Here is a 5061-nt window from a genome sequence, read left to right as displayed (position 1 = left end):
CATGATAGGACAGGGTATGTGTTCAGCAACTATGCTGAATGGAAGTATGCATGAGCCGTATACGAGGTCCGTACGTACGGTTCTGTGAGAGGGATGGGGCGGTGACGCCTCACCCTACTCGATGTGCACCGGGGTTAATTTACTTAGGAGTTGGGTGCTGATTCGTTGATGAACACAGGACGTATGGAATAAGCTGCAGGTAACAAAAAGCCCCGCATCAATGCGAGGCCCTTAAGCTAAATTCAACTAGCTAATCTATAAGGTAGATTACTTAGCGTTCATTAGTGCAACAGTGTTGTCTAGCATGCGGTTACTGAAACCCCATTCGTTGTCATACCATGCCATTACTTTAACTAAACGACCTTTAACACGTGTTTGTGTCGCATCGAAGTTAGATGAGAATGGATTGTGGTTGAAATCGATAGACACTAATGGCTCTTCGTTAATCGCTAGCGCTTGATTAAGTGGATAAGCTTTAGCAGCATCAGCAACGATTTGGTTAACTTCTTCAACAGTCGTGTCACGTGACGCTAAGAATGTTAAGTCAACTAACGATACGTTTACTGTCGGTACACGTACTGCTAGACCGTCAAATTTACCTTGTAACTCAGGAACCACTAGACCTACAGCTGCAGCAGCACCTGTTTGAGTCGGGATCATCGACATTGCCGCTGCACGAGCACGACGTAAATCAGTGTGGTATACGTCTGATAAACGTTGGTCGTTGGTGTATGCATGAATCGTCGTCATTAAACCAGACTCAATACCCACAGCATCACTTAACGGCTTAGCGACAGGCGCTAAACAGTTAGTCGTACATGAAGCGTTTGAAATCACTGTCATGTCTGCAGTTAGTACGTCTTGGTTAACACCGTAAACAACAGTAGCATCAACGTTTTTACCTGGAGCAGAAATGATCACTTTTTTTGCGCCAGCATCTAAGTGAGGCTGTACCGCTGCCTTAGATGTAAAAATACCAGTACATTCATACACTACGTCGATATTTAACTCTGCCCAAGGCAAGTTTGATGGGTCACGTTCTTGGAACGTTAGGATTTTATCGCCATTGACGTAAATCGCTTCATCATCGTGATCAACTTTTGCGTTAAAGCGACCATGTACAGAATCGTACTTGGTTAAATGAGCATTGATCGATGCATCACCTAAATCATTAACTGCAACGATTTCGATTGGGTAATCTTTTTCGCTTTCATAAAGTGCACGTAGAACATTTCTTCCGATACGGCCATAGCCGTTAATTGCTACACGGATAGTCATCTCATATCCCTCAAGTGATAAAATAATTTGGTGGCAAGTCGATCGCCTGGTTGTAAAATTACCAAATTAACCGTAATGGTCAAGTTAAATCACCCAAAAAGGGCAATTTAGGGTGATAATTTTCGTATTTTTTTTACATTTAGCACGTTTTGAAGATAATTTAAGCACAGTTTTGTAAGTTGGCACATATCAGTCATTGATGCTTTACGCGAATTACATAGCATAATCCTAGCTTATTTCAGCAGCATTTCACTTTCACTATTCGCAAAACGCTCACTGGTCACTGCATTAACAAGCTCAGAAGCTTGTGAGTCTAATGCTTCAGCTAATTGTTGATTGCCTTTAAGCATCGCTAACAATTGAGCTTCATCAGCATGTTGTAAACTGAGTTGCAAATAAGCCCGTGTCAGCAAGTACTCTTTTTCAGGGTTTTGTTGATGTCGATAAATCGAGGCGAGAGCCAAAAACCAATCAGGATTGATGTTATCGGAGTCGCTAGTTCTCAAAAGGTGTAAATAAAGGCTTTTAGCGTCATCGGGTGATGAGCGAACATAATGCGCAGCAAGTTGAGTAATAATATAAGGATCAGATAATTGACCTTGCTGATAGCGCTGTTCAACAATCTCTAGTCCCGCTTGATCGTTAAAACGCATCCAGCGATAAAAGGCTAAGTAGATATCATTGTTGGTTCGGGTATATTCTTGCAACTCAGCTAATGTTTGGGTGCTAACAGCGAATGCACGCTCACGGTCTCGAGTTCGGTCGGTATTGAGTTTATGTTTGACACCGGCTGCAAGTTTAATGCAATGACTGTAGTCTTCAAGGTAGATTAATTGTTGATAAAGTTGCTTACCAGTGGGTTCAGGTGTTTGTTTTAACAGGTAGCGATGGCGAATAAGGTCGCCTTTTTCAAATCTACACCAACTATCTTTGTGTAAATCTGCACAAAGTTCAGGATTATTTTTACAAATCAGGTCGCTATTGCGGTCATTATTGCAGCCAAAAAGACCAAATATAGCCCCTATAGCGGTAAATGATGTAATTAATACAAAATTTCGACTCAAAATCGTCTCCACGCGCTAAATTGTCTAATAAAATTACACGTTTAGCGAAAATTTGTTACTGGCGAAATTGCTAATATTTCATTACAATGTCGCCGACCAAGAGGGCTTTGCCCATACAATAAACTTATTATTGGTCTTTTCTTTTTGTTACTCAAACCTTTCTGTTAGATAACTGGAAAAGTGAGATAAAGGATCCCTACATGAGCGCAGATAAACATTTACAGAGCTGGCAAGAACGTTTCGAAATGGCAGAAGCAATGCAACCATTGCTTGGCAAGTTGTATCGCAACCAAGGCGTTGAGGTAATGGTATATGGTAAGCCATTATTGAACGCATCAACCATCGAAATCATTAAGTCACACCGTTTAGTACGTCGTCATGTCGGTGAAAAGTTACGCCTTCGCGAGAGTTTCCCATTTGTTGAAGCACTTAGCAAATTAGCCATTAAGCATTGCAGAGTGGATATCGGTAAATTGGCGATCAACTACTGGCGTAACAACAAGGATGCAAGCGGTATTGAAGCTTATATGGCTGACGCATTAGCACCTGCTGTAAACCATGGTGATGATACTCCTGCACGCGATGTTGTGCTTTACGGTTTCGGTCGTATCGGTCGACTACTTGCCCGTTTATTGATTGAACGTACCGGTAAAAGCAATAAAATGCGTTTACGTGCCATTGTATTACGTGGTGGTAAAAAAGGTGATTTAGAAAAGCGTGCCAGTTTATTACGCCGTGACTCAGTACACGGTCCGTTCAACGGCTCAGTTGAAGTTGATGAAGAAAATAACGCCATCATCGCAAACGGTACGTATATTCAAATTATTTATGCTAATTCACCAGACCAAGTTGATTATACTCAATACGGCATCAACAATGCATTAGTTGTTGATAACACCGGTATTTGGAAAGATGAAGACGGCTTAGGCCTACACCTTAAAAGCCCTGGCGCAAGCAAAGTATTGCTAACAGCCCCAGCTAAAGGCGCAATTAAGAATGTGGTATATGGTGTCAATGAAAATGATATCTTAGACGAAGATACCATTGTATCGGCGGCAAGTTGTACCACGAATGCCATTACTCCAGTACTAAAAGCGGTTAACGATAAGTATGGTATTGAAAATGGTCACGTTGAGACTATTCACTCTTACACCAACGATCAAAACTTAATCGATAACTATCACAGTGCTGAGCGTCGCGGTCGTAGTGCGCCATTAAACATGGTTATTACTGAAACGGGTGCCGCTAAAGCGGTGGCTAAAGCGCTACCTGTTTTACAAGGTAAGCTAACCGGTAATGCTATCCGTGTACCAACGCCTAATGTATCAATGGCGATTATCAGTGTTAATTTGAACGCTGAAACCAACCGTGACGAGTTAAACGAATACCTTAAAGACATCGCTTTGCAGTCTTGTTTACAAAATCAAATCGACTTTACCGAGTCAACAGAGATTGTATCAAGTGACTTAGTGGGTTCACGTTATGCTGGTGTTGTTGACTCGCAGGCGACCATTGCAGAAGGTAAGCGTGCCATATTATATGTGTGGTATGACAATGAGTTTGGTTACAGCTGTCAAGTTGTTGGTGTGATGCAAAAAATGTTGGGATTAACCACATTATCTTTGCCAAATGCTTAAGTCAGTTTAGTTAGCTGCCGGCTAACTAATAAAGTTTAGATAGTAACAGCACCTCAAATGAGGTGCTTTTTATATTATGGCTTTTAGCACTTTCAAATAATGTAGTGAACGCATCATTGATTGAGCCATTAGTGACGATAATTTGTGTTAAATTATCAAATAATCAGCACAATGATGATTTATGCATCAAACAGTCATTTTGTTGCAATAATACTGTTGTTATTGATTGACTATCCAGATCAAATCGGTAGAATGCCATTCCGCAGTCAGGGGAAACTCCTCAGGTTACTTTGCTTAATTAAGCAAATATTGTAATGATTGAAAATGCGACATTAGCTTAGTTGGACAGGTTGAAAGACGATACCTTTCTTGCAGATTTAATACAGCGTTTACGAAGATTGAAAATGCGACATTAGCTCAGTTGGTAGAGCGATACCTTGCCAAGGTATAGGTCATCGGTTCGAACCCGATATGTCGCTCCAATTTCTTATCTCCTCCGATGGATTTGATTTTGGAAAGCATGGCGCGATGGCAGAATGGCTATGCTGCGGATTGCAAATCCGTCGATCTCGGTTCGACTCCGGGTCGCGCCTCCACAAAATTGCATTTAATGGTTACTATTTGTAACGGTTAAAACAACACTTTGCCCGAGTGGTGGAATCGGTAGACACAAGGGATTTAAAATCCCTCGCTGAATAAGCGTGCCGGTTCAAGTCCGGCCTCGGGTACCATCCTTTACATACGTTAAGTATGGTGTAAAAAAGCCTCGACATCAGTCGGGGCTTTTTTACGTCTGAAATTTGAGTTTGATTGTTTAAGATTAAAGTCAAAAGCAAAATCCCTCGCGCTCTGGTTGAAAATCAGGCGTGCAAGCGCAAGTCCGGCCTCGGGTACCATTATTTATAGTAAGAAATTACATACGTAAGTATGGTGTAAAAAAGCCTCAACATTAGTTGTAATGCCGCTCGCTTAACAGTGAGCGGCTCTTTTCTTATGGGGGTAGCGTGGTGCTTTATATAGCACTTGTCTTGGAAATGGTTTCCGCTTTCTTTTTTTCGGTAGGATTAATCGCTTTCCGTTTT

The 5061-nt window shown here is 41.5% G+C and carries 3 protein-coding genes and 3 tRNA genes; 4 read left to right on the top strand and 2 right to left on the bottom strand.

Going from position 1 to position 5061, the window contains the following annotated elements; translation table 11 throughout:
- Window positions 1-267 precede the first annotated feature (267 nt).
- Complete coding sequence (gene gap / locus IEY48_RS20040) at window positions 268-1278, bottom strand: type I glyceraldehyde-3-phosphate dehydrogenase (protein ID WP_188923313.1); 1011 nt, start codon at window positions 1276-1278, stop codon at window positions 268-270.
- A gap of 233 nt (window positions 1279-1511) precedes the next feature.
- Entirely contained in the window at window positions 1512-2342 is an 831-nt protein-coding gene (locus IEY48_RS20035; protein WP_188923312.1) for a DUF2989 domain-containing protein, read from the bottom strand.
- 200 nt (window positions 2343-2542) lie between these two features.
- Here IEY48_RS20035 and IEY48_RS20030 point away from each other — a divergent pair, with 200 nt between their 5' ends.
- The 4 genes from IEY48_RS20030 to IEY48_RS20015 all read left to right on the top strand — a co-directional run bounded on the left by IEY48_RS20030 (window position 2543) and on the right by IEY48_RS20015 (window position 4710).
- On the top strand, window positions 2543-3979 hold the full coding sequence (locus IEY48_RS20030) for a glyceraldehyde-3-phosphate dehydrogenase (RefSeq protein ID WP_188923311.1): 1437 nt from the start codon (window positions 2543-2545) through the stop codon (window positions 3977-3979).
- A 406-nt stretch (window positions 3980-4385) separates the two neighbouring features.
- Window positions 4386-4461: transfer RNA gene (locus IEY48_RS20025), tRNA-Gly, on the top strand.
- Between the two features lie 40 nt (window positions 4462-4501).
- Window positions 4502-4575, top strand: a tRNA-Cys gene (locus IEY48_RS20020).
- A 49-nt stretch (window positions 4576-4624) separates the two neighbouring features.
- A tRNA-Leu gene (locus tag IEY48_RS20015) sits at window positions 4625-4710 on the top strand.
- Window positions 4711-5061: the final 351 nt, after the last annotated feature.

It is taken from the genome of Shewanella saliphila (assembly GCF_014648295.1).
In the GTDB taxonomy this organism is placed as follows: domain Bacteria; phylum Pseudomonadota; class Gammaproteobacteria; order Enterobacterales; family Shewanellaceae; genus Shewanella; species Shewanella saliphila.
Note: the sequence above shows the minus strand (reverse complement) of the source record. Positions and strands in the feature narration are given on the sequence as shown.